The sequence below is a fragment of the Leisingera sp. ABD4_442 genome (genome assembly GCF_056160905.1).
In genome coordinates, this window is the sequence record NZ_JBSWYB010000035.1 from 1 (window position 1) to 20,014 (window position 20,014).

A 20,014-nucleotide genomic window follows, 5' to 3' on the forward strand; every position below is an offset into this window, starting at 1 on the left:
GCACCGCGCCACGCGCGGTGCCGCGCCCAACGGGAGGAGGGGTTTTCGTCAGAAAAGCCTGACGACGGGCGGGAGAGCTTGCCCGGGCGGACGCCCGGCATGAAAAAAGGCGCCGCAGGGGCGCCTCTTTGCTGCGGGTCTGACGCTGTGCCGCTCAGGACGGGCCGATCGGCTTGCAGGCCACGTTGCGGGCGTTCAGGCGGCGGCAGGCCAGTTCCGCCTGCTCCTGGCTCATGCCAAGGAAATTCGCCTCAAACCCGCGCCGTGTCTTGGCGACCTTGCGCAGGGAGCCGTCCAGTGTTTCCAGCTCAGACAGCGCGGTGCGCAGCAGGACTTTCTCCGCCTGGTAGCGGCTGGTGTAAAGCCCGACATTGACGCCCCAATAGCGGCCGCCGGAGGTGGACAGGCGGGTGACCACCACCGGCTCCGGCTCCTGCGCGGCCTCTGCCCGCGCTAGGCTGGCCGGGCGGGCCGCAGGGCGCAGGCCGGTATAGGGCACCCTCTGCACCGCGGCGATGACCGCGGCTGTTGCCTCTTGCGGGGCGGCTTCCGGCTCAGCCTCTGCCTCCGCCAGGGCCTGGGCGATGCTATCGCGCAGGGCATCGCCCTGCACGCCGCCGCCGGCGCTGACGGGCTGTACGTTCTCGATCTGCCCGGCGGTTTCGGAGGCGTCCTCGCCAGGTTCGGCGGGCGGCGTCTGCAGGGCTTCCTCAAGGGCGGCCACCAGAACCGGTGATTCGCTGCTGCCGGGCCGGGTCTTGGGGCGCAGGCTGGTGTTCACCTGGCCGCTGACCCGGATGGTTTTGCCTGCAACCCCATGAGACGCGCTGTCACCGGCATCGGCGACCACCACATTGCCTGCGCCCTGATAGGCGGGGCGCTGCGGTTTGCGCAAAGCAGCCCGCGAGGGCGCCCGCCGGAAGCCAAGGTCCAGCAGTTCTGCCACCTTGGCATTGCGCGAGGTGGTGGACTTGCCGCCGAACACAGTTGCGATGATCCGCTCGCTGCCGCGTTTGGCCGATGCCACCAGGTTGAAGCCCGCCGCGCGGGTGTATCCGGTCTTGATGCCGTCGGCACCGCGGTAATTGGCCAGCAGGCGGCGGTTGGTGTTGGGGACTTCGCGGATGCCTGCATGGGTCGAGCGGCGCGAGAACAGGTTGTAGTATTCCGGGTAATCATACAGCAGATGCCGCCCCAGCGTGGTCATGTCGCTGGCGGTGGACAGATGCCCGCTGGCTGTGAGGCCATGGGCGTTCTTGAAGGTGGTGCGGCTCATCCCCAGTGCCTTGGCGGTGCGGTTCATACGGCGGGCAAAGGCCGCCTCGGAGCCGGACAGCGTCTCGCCGATTGCGGTGGCCGCATCATTGGCGGATTTCACCGCCGCAGCGCGGATCAGATAGCGGAAGGCAATCCGCTGGCCGGAGCGCAGCCCCAGCTTCGAGGGCGGCTCAGCCGCGGCATTGCGGGAGATCTTGACTTTGGTGTCGAGGGTGATTTCACCGTTCCGCACCGCCTCAAACGCGATGTAGAGCGTCATCATCTTGGTCAGCGAGGCCGGGTGCAGCCGGGTGTCGGCATTGCGCGAATGCAGCACTTCGCCGGTGCGCGCGTCGATCACCATCGCCGCATAGGGGGCTGCGGCAGCCCGCTGCGGCTGGAGCACCATCATCAGCGCTGCAACAAAAAGAACCGCGGCTGCCCATAGGAACCGGGTACGGGAATACCGGCCAGACGCCGGATTGACCTGCGTGATCACTGCCATGTTTGCCTCATGCCGCCGGTTTTCCGGCTGGCGTTTTTGCCTGTTCGCAAAAGCGTAACACAGGGTTTATGAGGAATAAACAGGCGCGAATGGGGGCTGTGGCGCGGTTGCGCAGCGCGGTGCCGGCATCTTGTGTGTGCTGTGCAACTTGCCGCTAAATGCGGCAAGTCCTAACGAAAGGTTATCAAAAAAAGTTGCACCGCCTGCCCGGAAGAGCGGTGATTTCGGACGCCGGGCAGGGGCAGGGGGCAGCAGATATCAGCCCGGGTGGAAATTCGTCACGTAGAAAGGGGAGGAGTAGCTGAGCCCGAGCGAGAATTCACAGGGCTGCGGCAGGCGCGCCTTGATGCGGGATTCGAGATCTGCCAGCAGCGCCCTGGAAAAGGCCTCATCCCGGTGCGGTTTGGTGAGCAGCGCGACATTGATGGCAATATGGGTGTGGCGGAACCGGTCCGCGGCATAGGCCCGCCCTTTGCAGGCGCCGGCGCCGCTGTCGTGCTCAAGGATGGTGGCCTCGATTTCAGCGAGGATGGTTTCGGCATCCACATCCAGATCGCTGGAGTATTTCAGTTCGGCGTGCGGCATGTCCCGGGGCTCCCTTGGCTGTTGGGACGGAGTTAGGCCATCAAGGGGTGAATGAAAAGCGTGCAAGACCAGCGATGCGGGCAGCACCCGCCATTGGGGCAAAGGGGCCGCATCCGGGGGATACGGAATTCGGGCGCGAATTCCGTCTTGAAATCCTGCGGGGATTTCAGGCCCGTTTCCGGCTGCAGCCTTCAGATTCCCCGCACGGGCTCCGGTTTCCGCGCCGGAATTCGATCTGCGCCGCCTATGCGGCGGCTTTTGCCCCGGGGCGGATCAAGCGCCGCCTGAAGTGCCGCCAGGCCTCCGGCTTGCTGCAGGTCAGCCCAGGCGCTCCACCAGCGCTGCCAGGCCGCTCAGATCTGCAATTTCGGTGTAGCGCGGGCTGTGCTCCGGGGCTTCGGCGTGCTCCACCTCCCAGACCAGCCCATGCGGCACATAGGTGCCCCAGCCGCCGGCCTCGATCACTGGCACCACGTCGGAGCGCATGGAATTGCCCACCATCATCGCACGCTCCGCCCCGTCGCCGTGGCGGGCGAAAATGTCCAGATAGACCTCCGGTGTCTTCTCCGACACCACCTCAACCCCGTCAAACAGATCACCCAGCCCCGACTGCGCCAGCTTGCGCTCCTGATCCAGCAAATCGCCCTTGGTGATCAGCACCACGGTGTAGCGCCCGGCCACCGCCTCCACCGCCTCGCGCGCATGGGGCAGCAGTTCGATCGGGTAGGAGAGCATCATCTGGCCTGCGGTGATCAGTTCCTTGATCACGGCGGCGGGCACGCGCTCTTGCGTGACCTCGATTGCGGTTTCGATCATTGACAGGGTAAACCCTTTCACCCCGTAGCCATACCGCCCCAGATTGCGCCTTTCCGCATCCAGCAGCAGGCGGTCCAGCTGTTCCGGTCCGACCTCATCGGGGGTGTGATCCATCAGCAATTCGGCGAATCTGTCCTGCGTGACGCGGAAGAACCGTTCGTTGTGCCAAAGGGTATCGTCGGCATCAAAGCCGATTGTTGTCAAATTTCGTGTCAATCTGCGCGTCTCAGTCTCTTTTCCTAAACCCTATAGAGGCTATATAAGCGTCACAGTTAATTCCACGTGTCACTGGATCAAATTGCCCATGCTGCTGCAGCCCGTAATGATGTCGGATCATTCAGACGATGATACAGACGCCGGCGTCCTGACCAAGACAAAGCCCAAGACCAAGCGCCCGCCGCGCTACAAGGTCCTGCTGCTGAATGACGACTACACGCCGATGGAATTTGTCGTGATGGTGCTGGAGAGGTTCTTTGGCATGACCCACGCGCAGGCGTTTGAGATCATGCTGACGGTGCATAAAAAGGGCGTTGCCGTGGTCGGCGTGTTCAGCCATGAGATTGCCGAGACCAAGGTCGGCCAGGTGATGGATTTCGCCCGCCGCCACCAGCACCCGCTGCAGTGCACCATGGAAAAAGAAGAGTAAAAGAGGCCCTTAGATGTCCGTCCGCTTGTCACTGGCCGCCCAATCGGGCGGCTTTGCCGTTCCGGCTGAGGGCCGTATCGCCGTATTCCATCCCCGCGCCGGGCATGACCTGTCAGTGCTGCCCAGGGAACAGGTTCTGGTGATCCAGCCGTTCCGCCCCGACCATGATCATTTCGAGGCCCAGGGCTACGCCTGCGTGCCCGCGCTGGAAGCAGGGGCGGAATACGCTGCCGCTGTTGTCTTTCTGCCGCGGGCCAAGGCGCTGGCGCGGATGCTGGTGGCGCAGGCGGCTGCCTGCACGCAGGGCCAGGTGCTGATCGACGGCGCCAAGACCGAGGGCATTGATTCGGTTCTGAAGGACCTGCGCAAGCGCTGCGAACCCTCCGCGCCGGTCTCCAAGGCGCATGGCAAGGTGTTCTGGATCGCGGGCGGCACCGGTTTGCCGGATTGGCAGCCGGAAGGGCCGCAGCAGGTTGAAGGCTTCATCACCGCCCCGGGCGTGTTCTCGGCGGATGGCATCGACCCGGCGTCCCGGATGCTGGCGGCGGCACTGCCGCAGAAACTGGGCCGCTGCGTGGCGGATCTGGGTGCGGGCTGGGGCTATCTCTCGGCGCAGGTGCTAAAGCGCGAGGGCGTTGAAGACCTGCATCTGGTGGAGGCGGATCACGCCGCGCTGGCCTGCGCCCGCCTCAATGCCGCCGACCCGCGGACGCAGTTCCACTGGGCCGATGCCCGCAGCTGGAAAGCGCCGGGCCCGGTGAACACGGTGGTGATGAACCCGCCGTTCCACACCGGCCGCGCCGCGGAACCGTCGCTGGGCCAGGCCTTCATCGCCGCCGCAGCAGCAATGCTGGCCGCGAACGGCAGCCTGTGGCTGGTGGCCAACCGGCATCTGCCCTATGAAACCGCGCTGGGTGAACGCTTTGCCCAGGTGCGCGAGGAAAGCGGCGACAACCGCTTCAAGATCCTGCACGCCGCCAAGCCCAAACGCGGGCGCAAGTAACCGCGCGCCGGACGCGATGCCGGTTTCCAAACCGGCCGGCGCGGTCTAACGTGCGGGCCAAACTGCCTCAGGGAGTGCCCATATGTCCTTTTCCATCTCCGGCAAGACCGCGATTGTGACCGGTGCTGCCAGCGGCATCGGCCTGGCCATCGGCAAGCAGTTCGCCGACGCCGGCGCCAATGTGATGTTCGCCGACATGCAAGAGGCGCAGCTGGTGGCAGAGCTGGGCGAGCAGGCGGACGAAAGCAACATCCGCTACTTCGCCGGCGACCTGCGCGAGCGGCTGACCATCGCCAACCTGCTGTCGGCCACCATTGACGCTTTCGATGACATTGACATCCTGGTCAACGGCGCCCGCCAGGTGGTGGCGACCGATGCGCTCGATCCCCAGGATGAAACCCTGGATCAGCTGCTGAACCAAAGCCTGCTGCCGGCGGTGCGCCTGTCCCAGCAAGTAGCCCGGCGGATGATCAAGCAGGGCGAGGCGCGCGAAGGCGACGGCCCCAATGGCAGCATCATCAACCTGTCGTCGATTGCCGCGCGCCGCACCCATCCGGAACTGATGGCCTACTCCGTGGCCTCTGCGGCGCTGGATCAGGCGACACGTTCGCTGGCGGTTGCGCTGGCGCCGCACCGGATCCGTGTGAACTCCATTGCCTTTGGCTCCGTGATGAGCGCCTCGATGCGGGACACGCTCAAGGACAACCGCAGCTTCCGCCAGGATATCGAGGCGCATACCCCGCTGGGACGGGTTGCTTCGCCGACTGAGCTGACCGAAACCGCGCAGTATCTGGCTTCGGATGCCTCCGGCTTCATGACCGGCCAGGTGCTGACCCTGGACGGCGGCCGCACCCTGCTGGACCCGGTGTCCGCACCGATGCACTGATTGGAAAGACTTCACATGACTGCTGAGATGAAAGCCGAAAAGGCGCAGGCTGCAGCCTGGTTCCGGGACTTGCGCGGCCAGATCGTGGCCGCCTTTGAGGGGCTGGAGATGAGCCACAGCGACGGCCCCTTTGCAGAGATGGCGCCGGGCCGGTTCGAGGTGACAGAGACCAAACGCACCTCGGATGACGGCTCGGATGCGGGCGGCGGGCTGATGAGCGTGATGCGCGGCGGACGGGTGTTTGAAAAGGTCGGCGTCAACATCTCAGAGGTCTACGGAACCCTGGGCGAGCGCGCCCAGAATGCCATGGCCGCGCGCAAGGGCATCCCGGGGATGAAGGACGATCCGCGGTTCTGGGCCTCGGGCATTTCGCTGGTCGCCCATATGCGCAACCCGCATGTGCCCGCTGTCCACATGAACACCCGCATGTTCTGGACCCCGCATGCCTGGTGGTTCGGCGGCGGCTCGGACCTGAACCCTTGCATCGAATACGCAGACGACACCGCGCATTTCCACGCCACCCAGAAGCAGTATCTGGACCCGCATGGGGCAGAACAGTATCCGCGGCTGAAAGAATGGGCGGATGAGTATTTCTACATCCCCCACCGGGGGCGCGCCCGTGGTGTTGGCGGCATCTTTATGGACGACCAGAACAGCGGTGATTGGGCGGCGGACTTCGCCCTGACCCAGGACATCGGCCGCGCCTTCCTGCCGGCCTTTGTGCCGCTGGTCGAAAAACGCCGGGTGCAGGATTATTCCGAGGCAGACAAGGACGCGCAGCTCATTCACCGCGGCCTCTATGCCGAATACAATCTGGTCTATGACCGCGGCACCAAGTTCGGGCTGGAGACCGGCCACGACGCCAACGCGGTGCTGATGAGCCTGCCGCCGCTGGCCAAATGGGTCTGACCCGGCTCCGCAATTGAACCTGTGCAAGCGCGCCGCCCCCAAGCGGCGCGTTTTTGTCTTGCGGCGGATTTATGCTGATTTTCTGCCGCAGTCCGCGACATCGCGCCCGGCTGCGCTAAGGTAAAAGGGAACAGGCAAGAAAAGAGCAGCAATCACACAAAGCAAGGCAGGGGGCATTTCACATGCGCAATCTGGTTCTGGGGGTATTGGCGCTGGCACTGGCGGCGGGGTGCGGCCGCCCGCCGGACAGGGCCGCCAGCGCGCCGGAGGTCACCCGCACGGAGCCTGCAAATGCGCGGCTGGCCGGGCTGTCCACCTATCCCCGGTTCGGCGACAGCGACCCGCATGACTGGGAGGGGCGCAAGCCCTGGTCGTATCCTGTGCACGGGATCGACGTGTCGCGCTACCAGGGTGATATCGACTGGCGCCAGGTGCGCCGCTCCGGCGTCTCCTTTGCCTACATCAAGGCAACCGAGGGCGGCGACCACACTGACGCCAAGTTCCGCGAAAACTGGCGCGGCGCGCGGGCGGCCGGGCTGAAACGCGGCGCCTATCACTATTACTATTTCTGCCGTCCCGCAGCGGAGCAGGCGCGCTGGTTTATCCGCAACGTGCCCAAGGATGCAAACGCGCTGCCGCCGGTTCTGGACATGGAGTGGAACCACCGCTCCCGCACCTGCAGGCTGCGGCCCGATGGCGCCACGGTGCGGGCCGAGGCGCGCAAGTTCCTGAACATCCTGGAACGCCATTACGGCAAGCGCCCGGTGGTCTACACGACGGTAGACTTCTACCGCGACACCGGCATCGGCCGGCTCAGCGGCACCGAGTTCTGGCTGCGCTCCGTCGCGGGCCATCCGCGCGAAGTCTACCCGGGCAAGGCTTGGAGCTTCTGGCAGTACAGCGGCACCGGCCAGGTTGCGGGGGTGGCAGGAGATGTGGATCTCAACACCTTCCGCGGCAGCCCGGAAAGCTGGCTCAGGTGGTCGGGGCAAATCTAGCGCCGGCAGGGGGCTTTGCCCCCTCGCGCCTTGGGCGCTCACCCCCAGGATATTGTCAGCCAGAAGAAGGGAGGGTCCGTATTCTTCTGGCTCCAAATATCCCGGAGCGCGAGGCAGAGCCTCGCTTCAGGCCTTCCAGTCAAAGAACCCCTGGCCGGCTTTTTCCAGCAGCTTTGCCGCCATCTCCCGGCCCAGCTCCGCGCCGTCCTCCACCGGGCAAGTCTGATCGTCATTGATCGCCTCGGACCCATCCGGCCGCAGCACCTCGCCGCGCAGGCGCAGGGTCGCGCCATCCAGTTCCGCCAGACCGGCAATCGGCGTTTCGCAGGAGCCGTCAAGTGCGGCCAGGAAGGCGCGCTCGGCGGTCAGGCGCTGGCCCGTCTCATGGTCATGGATCGCCGCCAGCATGTCGCCTGCGCGGCTGTCATCGGCGCGGCGCTCGATGCCGATGGCGCCCTGGGCCACTGCGGGCAGCATGTCGCTGGTCTCAATCGCATTGGCAGGCACATCCGCCATCGCCAGCCGGTTGAGCCCCGCCATCGCCAGGAAGGTGCATTCCGCCACACCCTCTGAGAGCTTGCGCAGGCGGGTCTGCACATTGCCGCGGAATTCGACCACGTTCAGATCGGGGCGGCGGTTCAGAAGCTGAGCCCGGCGGCGCAGCGACGAGGTGCCGACCACCGCGCCCTCGGCCAGATCATGCAGCGAGGCCAGCGACGGCGAGATAAACGCATCGCGCACATCCTCGCGCGGCAGATAAGTATCCAGCAGCAGCCCCTCAGGCTGCAGCACCGGCATGTCCTTCATCGAATGCACCGCGATGTCGATGGCGCCTGACAACAGGTCCTCTTCGATTTCCTTGGTGAACAGCCCCTTGCCGCCCAGCTCCTTCAGCGGCTTGTCCGCCGCGATCAGCGCCTGATTGTCGCCGGTGGTCTTGATCACCACCACCTCGAACGCCTCATGCGGCAGATCAAAGGCAGCGGCCAGGCGCGCGCGGGTCTCATAGGCCTGGGCCAGCGCCAGCGGCGATCCGCGGGTGCCGATTTTCAGGGGCGAAGCGGGGGAGGGCAGGGTCAGTGTCATGCTGAAAGCCATAAATCAGTTTGCATCCCGGAGGAAACCGGTTTTTGCGCATCTCCCACAGGGGCCGCGCCCGGGCTTTGACATAGAACAAGGCGCCTGTGCGCAAGGCGCGGCACATCGCCCCTGCTCTTGACATTCGCCCCCGCAGGCCTGACCTCAGGAGCCGAGCGACAAAGAGGATACCCATGGCTGGACAAAAGAAGCTGCTGCGCGCATTGGCAGGTGAAAAACAGGATGTGCCGCCGATCTGGATGATGCGCCAGGCGGGCCGCTACCTGCCGGAATACCGCGCCACCCGCGCCCAGGCCGGGGATTTCCTGTCGCTGTGCTACAATTCCGAGCTGGCCGCCGAGGTCACCCTGCAGCCGATCCGCCGCTACGGGTTCGATGCGGCAATCCTGTTTGCCGACATCCTGCTGATCCCGCAGGCGCTGGGCGCCGATCTGTGGTTCGTGACCGGCGAAGGCCCGCGGCTGTCGACCATCACTTCGGATGCCGATTTTGCCAAACTTGGCCCGGCAAGCGACATCCATGAGACGCTGAACCCGATCTACGAGACCGTGCGCATCCTGTCGCGGGAACTTCCATCCGAGACCGCGCTCATCGGCTTTGCCGGCGCGCCCTGGACCGTGGCCACCTATATGATTGCAGGCCGCGGCACCCCGGATCAGGGGCCGGCCCACGCCCTGCGGGAGGAAAACACTGCCCTGTTCGAAGCACTTCTGGCGCGGATCACCGAGGCAACCATTGACTACCTGTCGAAACAGATCGAGGCCGGCGCCGAAGCGGTCAAGATTTTCGACAGCTGGGCCGGCTCGCTGAAGGGCGAAGCCTTCCAGAAATACGCGCTGGAGCCCTGCCGCCAGATAACCGCCGCATTGAAGGAACGCCACCCGGGCATCCCCGTCATCGGCTTCCCGCGCGAGGCAGGTGAGAAATACGTGGGCTTTGCCAAGGCCACCGGTGTGGACTGCGTGGCGCTGGACAACTCGGTCGACCCGGCCTGGGCGGCCGCCAATATCCAGGTGGACGGTTGCGTGCAGGGCAACCTCGCCTCCCGCCACATGGTCACTGGCGGGCAGGATCTGGTGGATGACACCCGCCGCATTGTTGAGGCCTTCCGGAACGGCCCGCACATCTTCAACCTGGGCCACGGCATTACGCCTGACGCCGACCCGGACAATGTGCAGCGGATGATCGACACGGTCCGCAGCTGCTGATCTTGTGTTATCCTCGAAGATGCGGCAATAGCCGCATCTTCGGATACATCCAGAGGCCTGATCATGGACTACAGCAGAATGGGCGGCGCCCGCATGGGCAGCAACAAGCCGCGCCACGCGGAACACAACGCCAAGGGCACAAAGAAAAACCCTTTTGGCAAGCAGTCGGACAAGACCGAGCTGCTGAAGCGGATGAAAGCCGCCGCTGAAAAGGCCAAGACAGAAGACTGAGCCTACGCCTGGTCCAGCTCTGCCAGGATTTCCTCGCTGTGCTGGCCGCGACGGGGGATCTCCGGCGGTGTCCATTCAGGCTCACCGGAAAACCGCGGGGCAGGGGCGGCTTGCAGCACGCCTTGCTCTTCAACCCAGGTGCCGCGGGTATTCATCGGATGCGCCAGCGCCTCCTCCGGGTTCAGCACCGGTGCCACGCAGGCGTCTGACCCTTCAAACAGCGCCGCCCAATGGTCGCGCGGCTGGCTGGCAAAAATCCCGGCAAGCCGGCCGGTCAGGGCAGGCCACTTGGTTTTGTCGAACTGCTGCTGGAACTCCGCGTCCGCTGCCAGTCCCAGTTTCTCCAGAAACAGGGCATAGAACTTCGGCTCCAGGCATTGCACCGAGACATAGCCGCCGCCGGCACAGGCATAGGTGCGGCTCCAATGCGGACCGTCCAGCAGGTTTGCTCCACGTGTGACGCCAAAGTTCCCGGCCTGGCGGATGCTCATCAAGAGGTTCATCATATGGGCCGAGCCGTCATAGATCGCGGCATCGACCACGCAGCCCTTGCCGGTGGTTCCCGCCTTCAGGATACCGGCCAGCATTCCCGCCACCAGATACATCGCGCCGCCGCCGATATCGCCGGTCAGCGTCGCGGGCGTCAGCGGCACGTCGCCGGGGGCGGAGGCATACCACAGCGCACCCGACAATGAGATGTAATTGAGGTCATGCCCTGCCACATGGGCCAGCGGGCTGTCCTGGCCCCAGCCGGTCATCCGGCCATAGACCAGGGCCGGGTTCGCCGCATGGCAGGCCTCCGGCCCCAGCCCCAGCCGCTCCATCACGCCGGGGCGGAAGCCCTCGATCAGCCCATGTGCGTTTTTGGCAAGTTTCAGGAAGGTTTCCGCATCGCCGGGGTCCTTGAGGTCCAGTGTGATCGACCGCTTGCCACGGTCCAGCAGCGAGCTTTCGGGCATTCCTGGCGTACGGCCCGGTGTACGGGGGGTGTACGGGCGGTGCACGCAGATCACCTCTGCCCCGAGGTCGGCCAGTGTCATCGCGGCAAAGGGGCCGGGGCCCAGGCCCTCGACCTCCAGAATGCGGATCCCTTGCAGCATTTGGTGCCTCCCTTGTCGCTGTCCAGCAGGGGCCAGTCTGCGGCGGCTCAGGCGCTTTGGGCAAGCTGCTGGCGGAATTTCCGTGGCGGCATTCCTGTGCCCTTTGCAAACATCCGGCTGAAATGGGCCGGGTCGTTGAAACCCAATTCATAACCGATCTGGGCGGCACTCAGATTGGTGTAAATCAGCAGCCGCCGCGCCTCCCGCAGGACACGGGCGCTGATCAGCGCCGAGGCCGGCTGGCCGGTGGCCTGATGCGCGATCCGGTTCAGGTGGGTGGCAGAGACCGCCAGCTCAGAGGCGTAGTCCGCCAGCGGCCGGCGCAGGCGGAAATCGCGCTCCACCAGCGCCTCGAAACGGGTGAACAGCGGGCTGGCTCCGGATTGGGACGCGGTGTCCTGCCCGGCAATGGCGCGCGCAGCAATGGCGGTGACGGAGAGCGCCAGGCCGCGCAGCAGTTGCGCCCGGCCAAAGTCCCGGCGGCCGTACTCAGCGGACAGCTGCGCCGCCAGCGGCTGAAGCCCTGCAGGCAGTTGCAGGACGGCCGGCTGATCCAGCACCGCCCGCACGCCTTCGCCCGGCATCAGGTTCTGGTCCAGAAGATCGGATGCCAGGGTAATCACCCAGCCGCTGGTGCCGCTGTCAAAGCGGAACCCATGCACCACGCTGCGCGGCACATTGATCAGGCAGGGCGGGGCCAGCGGATGGTTGAAACCGTCAATTTCCGCACATCCTCCGCCGCCAGTAAGGACCAGCAGCTGATGCAGCCGGGCATGGCGATGGGGTCTTAATTCCCAGTCATGCAGCTCTGACCGGGTGCGGATAGTCTCAATATGCAGCACATCTGCCAGTTCTGCGGTTTCGCCGAACAGGTTGTAGTTGTTGATGCGGGGGCGGCTGATCATGTGTGAAATGTACAATAAATGGCGCGCTTGGTCCATTCGCAAAGAGCGGTTGGCGGTGCATAATTCCCGCCGCACGCAGAGTTCATTGGTCACGGAAAACGCGCATGTCCACCCATCACACACAAGTCGTCATCATAGGCGGCGGACCTTCGGGGCTGCTGCTGTCGCAGCTTTTGCACCGCCAGGGAATCAGCTCGATTGTACTGGAGAAGCATACGCGGGCGCATGTGCTGGGCCGGATCCGTGCGGGGGTGCTGGAGCATGGTTTTGTCAACCTGATGCACGAGGCAGGCTGCGGCAAGCGCATGGACCGCGAGGGCGAGATTCACGCAGGGTTCCTTATCGCCCATCAAGGGCGCTTGGACCGGATAGATCTGGCAGAGCATACCGGCGGTGAGACGGTTATGGTTTATGGCCAAACCGAAGTGACTCGCGATCTGTATGAGGCACGGGATGCCTTGGGCGGGATAGTGATCCATGAGGCGCAGAACGTGCAGCCCCATGCGCTGACTGATGCCCGCCCTCATGTCACCTGGGAGCAGGACGGGGAGGCGCAGCGGGCTGACTGCGACTTCATCGTTGGTGCTGACGGGTTCCACGGTGTCAGCCGCAAGTCGATCCCGGCAGATGTGCTGAAGGAATACGAGAAGGTTTATCCCTTCGGCTGGCTGGGGGTCCTGTCGGAAACGCCACCGGTGGCGGAGGAGCTGATTTATGCCCGGCACGAGCGCGGTTTTGCCCTGTGCTCGCTGCGCAGCCGGGTGCTGAGCCGTTATTATATTCAGGTGCCGCTGACCGACCGGGTGGAGGATTGGAGCGACGCGGCCTTCTGGCAAGAGCTGAAGCGGCGTTTGCCGGAGGATGTGGCGGAGGGTTTGCAGACCGGGCCGTCGATTGAGAAATCCATCGCGCCCTTGCGCAGCTTTGTGGCCGAGCCGATGCGCTACGGCAATCTGTTCCTGGCAGGCGACGCGGCCCATATCGTGCCGCCCACCGGGGCCAAGGGATTGAACCTGGCGGCCTCGGATATCCATTACCTCTATCACGGGTTCCTGGATCACTACCTGAAAGGGGACAGCTCCGGGCTTGACAGCTATTCGGAAAAGGCGCTGGCGCGGGTCTGGAAGGCGGAACGCTTCAGCTGGTGGATGACCAACCTGCTGCACCGGGCGCCGGAAGGGTCGGAGACAGACCTGAGACTGCAAAGGGCAGAACTGGATTACCTGTTTTCATCGGAGGCGGCCCAGGTTTCGCTGGCGGAGAATTACGTCGGGTTGCCTTATTGATGGGAGGCAGCCTGAACGGCTGACGCTGCGTCGGCTGGTCTATGCGGATGGCCCGGGCTGTGGTCTCCTTTGCGCAGCAGAGGAGGGCGCCTATGCCAGCAGTGCTTTACGAAAAAGACGGGCGGATCGCGCGGATCACGCTGAACCGGCCCGAGGTGATGAATGCCATCAACGACGGGATGCCGCAGGAGCTGGCGGCGGCGGTGGCGCAGGCGGATGCAGACCCGCAAGTTCATGTGATGGTGTTGTCCGGCGCGGGCAAGGGGTTTTGCGCAGGCTATGATTTGACCTATTACGCCGAAGGCAACGGCAGCGGAGACGTCACCCAGCCGATGCCTTGGGACCCCATCAAGGACTACCGCTTTATGTGGGAGAACACCCAGGCCTTCATGTCCTTGTGGCGGGCGGCCAAGCCTGTGATCTGCAAGGTGCACGGGTTCGCGGTGGCAGGCGGGTCGGATATTGCGCTCTGTGCGGACCTGACGTTCATGGCTGAGGATGCGGAGATCGGCTATATGCCGGCCCGGGTTTGGGGCTGTCCGACCACCGCGATGTGGGTCTACCGGCTGGGCGCGGAGCGGGCCAAGCGGATGCTGTTCACCGGCGACAGGATCAGCGGCAGGGAAGCGGCGGAGATGGGGCTGGTGCTGAAGGCCGTGCCGGCGGACCAGCTGGATGATGCCGTTGAGGAAATGGCCGCGCGGATGGCGACGGTGCCGGTCAATCAGCTGGCGATGCAGAAGCTGGTGATCAATCAGGCGATCGAGCAGACCGGGCTGATGCAGACCCAGCGGCTGGCCACGATCTTTGACGGGATCACCCGGCACTCGCCGGAAGGGCTGAATTTCAAGGCCAGGGCGGAGGACGCCGGGTGGAAACAGGCGGTGAAGGAGCGGGACGAGGGCACCTTTGACTGGACAGCCAACGAGGCGCTGCCCCGGCGCAACCGCTGAGCTGAGCCGGGGGGCTCCCGCGCCTTTGCCAGGCATCGCAGATGCCAGGCACAGCCTTGGGCCGTGCGCCGCGCTGCGGCGCGGCGCTGCAGCGCGCAAGGCGCGCTGCCTGACCCAGCGCCGGCCCAGGCCTGGCGTCAGCCGGCCGCCAGGGCGGGGGCGGGAGTGCCCCAGGCAACTGTAAGCCGCTGACGGCGGCTGCGCGGGTTTTCCGCCAGATCCAGCAGGGCGGCGCCGAAGTCCGCAAAGGAGATTTGCGAAACCCCCTCTGCATTGGTCAGCAGCGTGTCGGTGCCAAAGATGTACTGGCCGGTTTGCGGCCCTTCTGTCAGCAGCGCAGGCGGGCGCAGGCAGGTCCATTCTGCCGCGGGCTCCTGCTCCAGCAAAGCGTCCTGCTTGGCGCAGGCCTCGGCAATCAAACGGGAGCTTTCCGGCAGGAAGCCGGGTGCGCTGAGCACCGTGTGGCCGCTGCCATCCGCCAGTTTCAGCAGCGCTGCACCGCCTGTGACCAGGACTGGAATGTTTGCGTGCCGGGCGGCTTGCACAGCGGCGCGGGTCAGCGGGATCAGGTCCGGTTCCCGCCCGGCCGGCGGGCGCAGCGCGCTGATCGCCAGATCGTGGCCTTCTGCCGCGCTGGCCGCGGCCTCTGGATCCGCCAGCAGGTCCAGGGGCAAGGGGGTGACCAGAGGGCTGATCCCTGCAAGCGCAGCAGGGGCGCGGGACACCGCTGTGACCGGATGTCCGCGGTGAGTTGCTGCCTTGACGGCTGCGCGGCCCACATCGCCGGTGGCGCCGAAAATAATGATCTTCATTGGGGTGCTCCTTTTGAAATCTCGACATCGAGATAGTTGAGATAAATCTCGACATCAAGATAAATCTGTTTACCTTGACGCTGCGGCAATTGCGGCCTTGCGCGGCGCGCGTGTGCGATGCAGGGCCTGGCCTGGCGCCCTTTGCAGCTTGGCAGGCGGTGGCAGGACGGTTAGGTCTGGGGGCAACCGGAACGCAGCACCAGGGAGGGATGCCCATGCAGATGAGTGACCAGAAGGAAATCGCCGCCGATCCCGCGACTGTTTATGCGGCGCTGCTGACGCCTGCTGTGCTGCAGGCCTGTGTGCCCGGCGCCCAGGAAGTGACCGGCACGCCGGAAGACGGTTTTGAGGCCACGGTCACTCAGAAAGTCGGCCCGGTCAAAGCCACCTTCAAGGGGCAAGTTACCTTGTCGGATATGGCTGAGAACGAGAAGCTCACCATTTCCGGCGAGGGCAAGGGCGGTGCGGCCGGTTTTGCCAAAGGCGGGGCGGTGGTTACGCTGGCACCATCGGACACCGGCACACTGCTGTCATATGAGGTGGAAGCCAAGGTCGGCGGGAAGCTGGCGCAGCTGGGCAGCCGTATTATTGATGGATTTGCCAAGAAGATGGCGGATCAGTTCTTTGCCAATCTGCAGTCCCATCTGGCGCCGGAGCCGGAAAGCCAGGACGGCGAGGCGGCGGAAGAGGACGGCGCGAAAAAGGGCTGGTTCAGCAAGGTGACCGGCCGCGGCTGACCGCGGCTTTGCCCCTGCACTGGCGCACAGGCCGCTCTGCAGCCCAATTTGCGGCGCAGGGCTGGCAGATGCGGCACGCCGCCGCTAGGGTGGCCGGGATCTGAGACCACCCCGGAGGCACCATGGCGGCCATCCTGTCCATCCGCGACCTGCGCAAAATTTACGACGGCGGGTTCGAGGCGCTGAAAGGCGTCTCGCTTGATATTGAAGAGGGCGAGATCCTGGCCCTGCTTGGCCCCAATGGTGCCGGTAAGACGACCCTGATTTCAACGGTTTGCGGGATCACCACGGCCACCTCCGGCAGTGTCAGAGTTGGCGGCTTCGACAATGTCAGCCAGTTCCGCCAGGCGCGCGCGCTGATCGGCCTGGTGCCGCAGGAAATCACACTGGAGCCGTTTGCCAAAGTGCATGACACAGTCAGCTTTTCGCGCGGGCTGTTCGGCAAGCCGGCCGATCCGGCGAGGATCGAGGCGGTTCTGCGCAAGCTGTCGCTGTGGGAAAAGCAGGATGCCAAGATCATGGAGCTGTCCGGCGGCATGAAGCGGCGGGTGCTGATTGCCAAGGCGCTGGCGCACGATCCGCGCATCCTGTTCCTGGATGAGCCGACGGCTGGCGTGGATGTGGAACTGCGCAAGGATATGTGGCAGATCGTCGATGAGCTGAAGGCCAGCGGCGTCACCATTATCCTGACCACCCATTACATCGAAGAGGCGGAGGCAATTGCCGACCGCGTGGGGGTAATCACCGGCGGCGAGCTGCTGCTGGTCGAGCAGAAGGAGCAGCTGATGGCCCGGATGGGGCAGAAACAGCTGGAGGTGCAGCTGAGCGAGCCAGTGGCCGCCATTCCGGCAGCGCTGGCGCAGCATAATCTGCAAATCGTCAATGGCGGCGATGCCTTGCTGTACACCTATGATACGCGGGCTGAACGCACGGGCATAACCACACTGCTGAACGATGTGGCACAGGCCGGGCTGGTGCTGGCGGATGTTCAGACACGGGAATCCAGCCTGGAGGACATCTTTGTCGGCTTGGTGTCGGGCGAGCCGGCATCGCAGGACGCAGCCGCAGGGGGTGCCGCATGAACTGGACCGCAGTTGCCACCATCTACAAGGCGGAAATGGCGCGGTTCTGGCGCACTTTCCTGCAGAGCTTCATCTCGCCGGTGTTGTCCACCTCGCTCTATTTCGTGGTGTTCGGCAGCGCCATCGGCAGCCGGATCCAGGAGGTCGACGGGGTCGAATACGGCGCCTTTATCGTGCCGGGGCTGGTGATGCTGTCTGTGATCACCCAGAGCATTTCCAATGCGTCTTTCGGGATCTACTTCCCGAAATTCATCGGCAATATCTATGAAATCCTCTCGGCGCCGATCAATTTCCTGGAAGTGGTTGCAGGCTTTGTCGGCGCGGCCGCCACCAAGTCGCTGTTTATCGGCACCGTGATCCTCTGCACGGCCTCGCTGTTTGTGGATATCTCAGTCCAGCACCCGCTGGCGATGGTCGCCTTCCTGGTGCTGACCTGCCTCAGTTTTTCGCTGATGGGCTTCATCATCGGCATCTGGGCCGGGAATTTTGAACAGCTGCAGCTGGTGCCGCTCTTAGTGGTGACACCGCTGGTGTTTCTGGGCGGGTCTTTCTACTCAATTTCGATGCTGCCGCCGGTCTGGCAGACGATCACCCTGTTCAATCCGGTGGTCTATCTGGTGTCTGGATTCCGCTGGGCGTTCTTTGGCCAGGCGGATGTGCCGGTGCTGCTGAGCCTTTGCGCCATTGGCGGCTTTACCCTGGCCTGCATGGGTGTGATCTGGTGGATCTTCAAGACCGGCTGGCGCATCCGGGCCTGAACCGGCACGCAGGGCAGCAGGGCGGGGCTCCCGTCTGCTCCGGGCGCCCTGAGGGCGCCTTTGGCCGGCGTCGTGCGCGGCGCCGCGCAGCCGTGCGGCGCTTGGCCCAACGGGAAGGTTGCAGCGGCACGCTGCTGCCCTGACGGGCGGGAGCGCTCCGGCTATGCGGCAGCGGAAATTCAGCGTTGCATTTATGCCCGCGGCTGTGCGGTTTTTACCTTTCGCGCCAATTCCCCAAGCCGCGCACCTTGTTTCACCGCGGGCGGCCCTCTACATCGGCGCCATGAGATTTCGCCTGCCTTTCCTGAAAAGACAGCCGCTGGTGGCGGTGGTGCGCCTCAACGGCGCCATCGGAATGCCCGGCCGCGGCTCGCTAAGCGACACCGCACTGGCCCCGGTGCTGGAGCGCGCCTTCCGCAAGGGCAAGCCCGCTGCGGTGGCGCTGGAGATCAACTCGCCTGGCGGCTCGCCGGTGCAAAGCTCGCTGATCGGCGCCCGTATCCGGCGGCTGGCGGAAGAGCTGGAGATCCCGGTCTATGCCTTTGTCGAGGATGTTGCGGCCTCGGGCGGCTATTGGCTGGCCGCGGCAGCGGATGAGATCTGGGCCGATGCCAGCTCTGTGCTGGGCTCTGTCGGGGTGATCTCAGCCGGGTTCGGCGCCCATGTGCTGCTGGCCCGCCAAGGAGTAGAGCGGCGGGTTTATACCGCGGGTGAGAGCAAATCCATGCTGGACCCGTTCCGCCCTGAAAACCCCGAGGACGTGAAGCGCCTGAAGGTGATCCTGAACGACATCCACGCCAATTTCATCGACCATGTTACCGAGCGCCGCGGCTCCAAACTGCACAGCGAAGAGAGCCTGTTCACCGGCGAAATCTGGCTGGCGCGCAGGGCAGAAGAGCTGGGACTGATTGACGGCATCGGCCATCTGAAGCCCAAGATGCAGGAACTGTACGGCGAAAAGGTCCGTTTCCGCCGCTATGGACTCAAGAAGCCGCTGCTGAGCCGCTTCGGCATGCAGGTGGCGCAGGATGCGCTGGCCGGGATCGAGGAGCGTGCCGAATACGCGCGTTTCGGTCTCTGACGTGCTGTTCAAGATCGTTGCAATCTTTCTGGCGGTAATGGCTGTGCTTGCGATGTTCGGCAAGCTGCGGTTTCCCGGCCAGAAGAAAATCAATTCCAGGCGCTGCCCGTCTTGCGGCCGGTTCAGGATCGGCAAGGGGCCCTGCGCCTGTAAAAAAGGAGATCGTGGCAAATGATGCCATGGCTGTATTCGGCTCTGGGGCTGGTGATCCTGCTGCTGGCGGGCGACGCACTGGTGCGCGGCGCGGTGAACCTCAGCCTGCGGCTGGGGGTGCCTGCGCTGATCGTCAGCCTGACCATCGTGGCCTTTGGCACCTCGGCGCCGGAGCTGCTGATCGCCATCAGCGCCGTGCATGAGGGCGCGGACGGTATCGCGCTGGGCAATGTGGTCGGCTCCAACACGGCCAACATCCTGCTGGTGCTGGGTATCCCTGCGATGATGCGTGCGCTTCACACCAGTGAGTGCAGCACCCGCAAGAATTATATCTTCATGCTTGGTGCCTCGGTGCTGTTCATCGGCCTGGCGTTTTGCGGCACCTTCACCATCTGGTCGGGGCTGATCCTGCTGGCCGCATTGGCTGTGGTGCTTGGGATTGCCTTTCACGAGGCGCGTATCCACCGCCGCAACGGCAAGGACTGCGCCTGCGAGGACGATCTGGAGGAGATCGAGGAAGCTGATCCCGACATGCCTTACTGGCGGGTCTGCACTTACCTGCTGCTGGGCCTCATCGGCCTGCCGTTGGGCGCAGACTTGCTGGTGGACAACGCCACTATCATTGCCCGCACCTATGGCATCAGCGAAACCGTGATTGGCCTGACTCTGGTGGCGGTCGGCACCTCGCTGCCGGAACTGGCCACCACCGTGATGGCGGCGCTGCGCCGCCAGGCGGATGTGGCGCTGGGCAATGTGATCGGCTCCAACATGTTCAACCTGCTGGCCATCATCGGCCTTGCCACTTTTGTCGGCCCGATCAGCGTGGACCCGGAATTCCTGGAGTTCGACCTCTGGGTGATGCTGGCAGCCTCGCTCTTGCTGATCCCCTTTGTCTTCTTCAAGCAGGACATCACCCGCATCTGGGGCGTTATTCTCACCACGCTCTATCTGGCCTATATGTTTGTCCTGTTCTAACTCTTTCACTGCAACAGCGGCAGGGAGGCA

22 protein-coding genes are annotated in these 20,014 nt (G+C 64.5%); 15 read left to right on the forward strand and 7 right to left on the reverse strand.

The window, feature by feature from the left end; all coding sequences use genetic code 11:
- Positions 1-154: 154 nt before the first annotated feature.
- The 3 genes from ACXAHG_RS19245 to ACXAHG_RS19255 form a co-directional block, all read right to left on the reverse strand.
- Positions 155-1,762 carry a D-alanyl-D-alanine carboxypeptidase family protein gene (locus ACXAHG_RS19245; RefSeq protein WP_475059927.1) on the reverse strand — a complete coding sequence of 536 codons (1,608 nt, stop codon included), beginning with the start codon at positions 1,760-1,762 and terminating at the stop codon, positions 155-157.
- Positions 1,763-2,020: 258 nt separating this feature from the next.
- Positions 2,021-2,347 (reverse strand): hypothetical protein, encoded by a 327-nt coding sequence (locus tag ACXAHG_RS19250; RefSeq protein ID WP_475059930.1) that lies wholly within the window; start codon positions 2,345-2,347, stop codon positions 2,021-2,023.
- 318 nt (positions 2,348-2,665) lie between these two features.
- Positions 2,666-3,379, reverse strand: a complete 714-nt coding sequence (locus ACXAHG_RS19255) for an HAD family hydrolase (RefSeq protein ID WP_475059931.1) — start codon at positions 3,377-3,379, stop codon at positions 2,666-2,668.
- A gap of 88 nt (positions 3,380-3,467) precedes the next feature.
- Here ACXAHG_RS19255 and clpS point away from each other — a divergent pair, with 88 nt between their 5' ends.
- The 5 genes from clpS (at position 3,468) to ACXAHG_RS19280 (ending at position 7,605) form a co-directional block, all read left to right on the forward strand.
- Positions 3,468-3,809, forward strand: a complete 342-nt coding sequence (gene clpS / locus ACXAHG_RS19260) for an ATP-dependent Clp protease adapter ClpS (RefSeq protein ID WP_475041387.1) — start codon at positions 3,468-3,470, stop codon at positions 3,807-3,809.
- A 13-nt stretch (positions 3,810-3,822) separates the two neighbouring features.
- The gene (locus ACXAHG_RS19265; protein ID WP_475059934.1) at positions 3,823-4,812 is read left to right on the forward strand and encodes a class I SAM-dependent methyltransferase; all 990 of its coding nucleotides are present in this window, start codon (positions 3,823-3,825) and stop codon (positions 4,810-4,812) included.
- Between the two features lie 82 nt (positions 4,813-4,894).
- Positions 4,895-5,698 carry an SDR family NAD(P)-dependent oxidoreductase gene (locus ACXAHG_RS19270; protein ID WP_475041390.1) on the forward strand — a complete coding sequence of 268 codons (804 nt, stop codon included), beginning with the start codon at positions 4,895-4,897 and terminating at the stop codon, positions 5,696-5,698.
- A 15-nt stretch (positions 5,699-5,713) separates the two neighbouring features.
- Positions 5,714-6,607 carry an oxygen-dependent coproporphyrinogen oxidase gene (gene hemF, locus ACXAHG_RS19275; protein ID WP_475041391.1) on the forward strand — a complete coding sequence of 298 codons (894 nt, stop codon included), beginning with the start codon at positions 5,714-5,716 and terminating at the stop codon, positions 6,605-6,607.
- Between the two features lie 182 nt (positions 6,608-6,789).
- Positions 6,790-7,605 (forward strand): glycoside hydrolase family 25 protein, encoded by an 816-nt coding sequence (locus ACXAHG_RS19280; RefSeq protein ID WP_475041393.1) that lies wholly within the window; start codon positions 6,790-6,792, stop codon positions 7,603-7,605.
- A gap of 126 nt (positions 7,606-7,731) precedes the next feature.
- On the opposite strand, the gene hemC is transcribed toward ACXAHG_RS19280, so the two are convergent.
- A complete protein-coding gene (hemC, locus tag ACXAHG_RS19285) occupies positions 7,732-8,691 on the reverse strand; it encodes a hydroxymethylbilane synthase (protein WP_475059936.1) in 960 nt (319 codons plus the stop codon).
- Between the two features lie 185 nt (positions 8,692-8,876).
- Here hemC and hemE point away from each other — a divergent pair, with 185 nt between their 5' ends.
- Positions 8,877-9,911, forward strand: coding sequence for a uroporphyrinogen decarboxylase (hemE, locus tag ACXAHG_RS19290; protein WP_475059939.1), 1,035 nt, complete (start codon positions 8,877-8,879; stop codon positions 9,909-9,911).
- A 63-nt stretch (positions 9,912-9,974) separates the two neighbouring features.
- Positions 9,975-10,142, forward strand: a complete 168-nt coding sequence (locus ACXAHG_RS19295) for a hypothetical protein (RefSeq protein ID WP_475059942.1) — start codon at positions 9,975-9,977, stop codon at positions 10,140-10,142.
- A gap of 2 nt (positions 10,143-10,144) precedes the next feature.
- Here ACXAHG_RS19295 and ACXAHG_RS19300 read toward each other — a convergent pair whose 3' ends face one another.
- Entirely contained in the window at positions 10,145-11,242 is a 1,098-nt protein-coding gene (locus ACXAHG_RS19300) for a CaiB/BaiF CoA transferase family protein (RefSeq protein ID WP_475059944.1), read from the reverse strand.
- Positions 11,243-11,289: 47 nt separating this feature from the next.
- Positions 11,290-12,147, reverse strand: a complete 858-nt coding sequence (locus tag ACXAHG_RS19305) for a helix-turn-helix domain-containing protein (RefSeq protein WP_475059947.1) — start codon at positions 12,145-12,147, stop codon at positions 11,290-11,292.
- 104 nt (positions 12,148-12,251) lie between these two features.
- On the opposite strand from ACXAHG_RS19305, the gene pobA reads away from it, so the two are divergent.
- Together pobA and ACXAHG_RS19315 are read left to right on the forward strand one after the other, a co-directional pair.
- On the forward strand, positions 12,252-13,433 hold the full coding sequence (pobA, locus tag ACXAHG_RS19310; RefSeq protein WP_475059949.1) for a 4-hydroxybenzoate 3-monooxygenase: 1,182 nt from the start codon (positions 12,252-12,254) through the stop codon (positions 13,431-13,433).
- Between the two features lie 92 nt (positions 13,434-13,525).
- Positions 13,526-14,386, forward strand: a complete 861-nt coding sequence (locus ACXAHG_RS19315) for a crotonase/enoyl-CoA hydratase family protein (RefSeq protein ID WP_475059951.1) — start codon at positions 13,526-13,528, stop codon at positions 14,384-14,386.
- A 137-nt stretch (positions 14,387-14,523) separates the two neighbouring features.
- Here the strand turns inward: ACXAHG_RS19315 and ACXAHG_RS19320 are convergent, their stop codons facing one another.
- Positions 14,524-15,198, reverse strand: a complete 675-nt coding sequence (locus ACXAHG_RS19320) for an NAD(P)-dependent oxidoreductase (RefSeq protein ID WP_475059954.1) — start codon at positions 15,196-15,198, stop codon at positions 14,524-14,526.
- Between the two features lie 215 nt (positions 15,199-15,413).
- Here ACXAHG_RS19320 and ACXAHG_RS19325 point away from each other — a divergent pair, with 215 nt between their 5' ends.
- The 6 genes from ACXAHG_RS19325 to ACXAHG_RS19350 all read left to right on the forward strand — a co-directional run bounded on the left by ACXAHG_RS19325 (position 15,414) and on the right by ACXAHG_RS19350 (position 19,984).
- Positions 15,414-15,935, forward strand: a complete 522-nt coding sequence (locus tag ACXAHG_RS19325; protein WP_475059956.1) for a CoxG family protein — start codon at positions 15,414-15,416, stop codon at positions 15,933-15,935.
- Between the two features lie 122 nt (positions 15,936-16,057).
- Positions 16,058-17,017: an ABC transporter ATP-binding protein gene (locus tag ACXAHG_RS19330; protein WP_475041408.1), complete on the forward strand. Its 960-nt coding sequence runs from the start codon at positions 16,058-16,060 to the stop codon at positions 17,015-17,017.
- Complete coding sequence (locus ACXAHG_RS19335) at positions 17,014-17,775, forward strand: ABC transporter permease (RefSeq protein ID WP_475059959.1); 762 nt, start codon at positions 17,014-17,016, stop codon at positions 17,773-17,775. Before ACXAHG_RS19330 ends, ACXAHG_RS19335 begins: the two co-directional genes overlap by 4 nt.
- Positions 17,776-18,058: 283 nt before the next feature.
- Complete coding sequence (locus ACXAHG_RS19340; RefSeq protein ID WP_475059961.1) at positions 18,059-18,856, forward strand: S49 family peptidase; 798 nt, start codon at positions 18,059-18,061, stop codon at positions 18,854-18,856.
- Position 18,857: 1 nt separating this feature from the next.
- Positions 18,858-19,031 carry a hypothetical protein gene (locus ACXAHG_RS19345; protein ID WP_475041412.1) on the forward strand — a complete coding sequence of 58 codons (174 nt, stop codon included), beginning with the start codon at positions 18,858-18,860 and terminating at the stop codon, positions 19,029-19,031.
- Positions 19,028-19,984 (forward strand): calcium/sodium antiporter, encoded by a 957-nt coding sequence (locus ACXAHG_RS19350; RefSeq protein WP_475059964.1) that lies wholly within the window; start codon positions 19,028-19,030, stop codon positions 19,982-19,984. Before ACXAHG_RS19345 ends, ACXAHG_RS19350 begins: the two co-directional genes overlap by 4 nt.
- Positions 19,985-20,014: the final 30 nt, after the last annotated feature.

Bases quoted from the DNA above. Each gene is read 5' to 3' on its own strand.
- ACXAHG_RS19245 (WP_475059927.1), bottom strand. From the start codon at position 1,762: ATGGCAGTGATCACGCAGGTCAATCCGGCGTCTGGCCGGTATTCCCGT.
- ACXAHG_RS19250 (WP_475059930.1), bottom strand. From the start codon at position 2,347: ATGCCGCACGCCGAACTGAAATACTCCAGCGATCTGGATGTGGATGCC.
- clpS (WP_475041387.1), top strand. From the start codon at position 3,468: ATGCTGCTGCAGCCCGTAATGATGTCGGATCATTCAGACGATGATACA.
- ACXAHG_RS19265 (WP_475059934.1), top strand. From the start codon at position 3,823: ATGTCCGTCCGCTTGTCACTGGCCGCCCAATCGGGCGGCTTTGCCGTT.
- ACXAHG_RS19270 (WP_475041390.1), top strand. From the start codon at position 4,895: ATGTCCTTTTCCATCTCCGGCAAGACCGCGATTGTGACCGGTGCTGCC.
- hemF (WP_475041391.1), top strand. From the start codon at position 5,714: ATGACTGCTGAGATGAAAGCCGAAAAGGCGCAGGCTGCAGCCTGGTTC.
- ACXAHG_RS19280 (WP_475041393.1), top strand. From the start codon at position 6,790: ATGCGCAATCTGGTTCTGGGGGTATTGGCGCTGGCACTGGCGGCGGGG.
- hemC (WP_475059936.1), bottom strand. From the start codon at position 8,691: ATGACACTGACCCTGCCCTCCCCCGCTTCGCCCCTGAAAATCGGCACC.
- hemE (WP_475059939.1), top strand. From the start codon at position 8,877: ATGGCTGGACAAAAGAAGCTGCTGCGCGCATTGGCAGGTGAAAAACAG.
- ACXAHG_RS19295 (WP_475059942.1), top strand. From the start codon at position 9,975: ATGGACTACAGCAGAATGGGCGGCGCCCGCATGGGCAGCAACAAGCCG.
- ACXAHG_RS19300 (WP_475059944.1), bottom strand. From the start codon at position 11,242: ATGCTGCAAGGGATCCGCATTCTGGAGGTCGAGGGCCTGGGCCCCGGC.
- ACXAHG_RS19305 (WP_475059947.1), bottom strand. From the start codon at position 12,147: ATGATCAGCCGCCCCCGCATCAACAACTACAACCTGTTCGGCGAAACC.
- pobA (WP_475059949.1), top strand. From the start codon at position 12,252: ATGTCCACCCATCACACACAAGTCGTCATCATAGGCGGCGGACCTTCG.
- ACXAHG_RS19315 (WP_475059951.1), top strand. From the start codon at position 13,526: ATGCCAGCAGTGCTTTACGAAAAAGACGGGCGGATCGCGCGGATCACG.
- ACXAHG_RS19320 (WP_475059954.1), bottom strand. From the start codon at position 15,198: ATGAAGATCATTATTTTCGGCGCCACCGGCGATGTGGGCCGCGCAGCC.
- ACXAHG_RS19325 (WP_475059956.1), top strand. From the start codon at position 15,414: ATGCAGATGAGTGACCAGAAGGAAATCGCCGCCGATCCCGCGACTGTT.
- ACXAHG_RS19330 (WP_475041408.1), top strand. From the start codon at position 16,058: ATGGCGGCCATCCTGTCCATCCGCGACCTGCGCAAAATTTACGACGGC.
- ACXAHG_RS19335 (WP_475059959.1), top strand. From the start codon at position 17,014: ATGAACTGGACCGCAGTTGCCACCATCTACAAGGCGGAAATGGCGCGG.
- ACXAHG_RS19340 (WP_475059961.1), top strand. From the start codon at position 18,059: ATGAGATTTCGCCTGCCTTTCCTGAAAAGACAGCCGCTGGTGGCGGTG.
- ACXAHG_RS19350 (WP_475059964.1), top strand. From the start codon at position 19,028: ATGATGCCATGGCTGTATTCGGCTCTGGGGCTGGTGATCCTGCTGCTG.